At 57.0% G+C, this 470-nt stretch carries 1 protein-coding gene and 1 pseudogene; both read right to left on the bottom strand.

All coding sequences use genetic code 11. From position 1 onward, the window contains the following. Window positions 1-159, bottom strand: a pseudogene (gene vsr / locus I6F28_RS37110) (VSPR family DNA mismatch endonuclease); the annotation flags it as partial. Further along, on the bottom strand, window positions 140-470 hold a 331-nt coding region (locus I6F28_RS37115), incomplete at its 5' end, for a DNA cytosine methyltransferase (RefSeq protein ID WP_225143948.1). The gene I6F28_RS37115 and the pseudogene vsr, both read right to left, overlap by 20 nt.

Below are 470 nucleotides of genomic sequence, written 5' to 3' on the forward strand. Positions count from 1 at the left end.
GACAAAATCCGGGCGTCCGGGCAGACTGGCGTCCTGAACGCGAAACGCCAGGCCCTGCCCGGTTAACAGACTGGCGAGGCGCTTCTCTATCGCCGTATCACGCGTGGCAATCGCGCGCATATTTTTGCTGCGAGTGGCCTTATCGTGAACGTCGGCCATGTTGTGCCTCTTGCTGACGCAACGCCACCGCCTGTTTGATTTTTGGCTCAAGCAGTTTTGCCACCGCGGCAAAGACCGGCACGACCACCGAGTTACCGAACTGGCGATAGGCCTGAGTGTCCGAAACCGGAATGCGGAATTTCGCTTCTCCCGGCGCTTCAAAACCCATTAAGCGCGCGCATTCCCGAGGCGTTAACCGACGTGGACGATGTTGCTGATTCAGCGGATCGTCAAAGTCTTTCTCACCCGTGGCCATATCCCAGCCACGATCGATTAAAATTTCCGCGCCATCTTTGTAATAACGCGCAGAC

Source organism: Bradyrhizobium sp. NBAIM14 (assembly GCF_020193895.1).
Taxonomy (GTDB): domain Bacteria; phylum Pseudomonadota; class Alphaproteobacteria; order Rhizobiales; family Xanthobacteraceae; genus Bradyrhizobium; species Bradyrhizobium yuanmingense.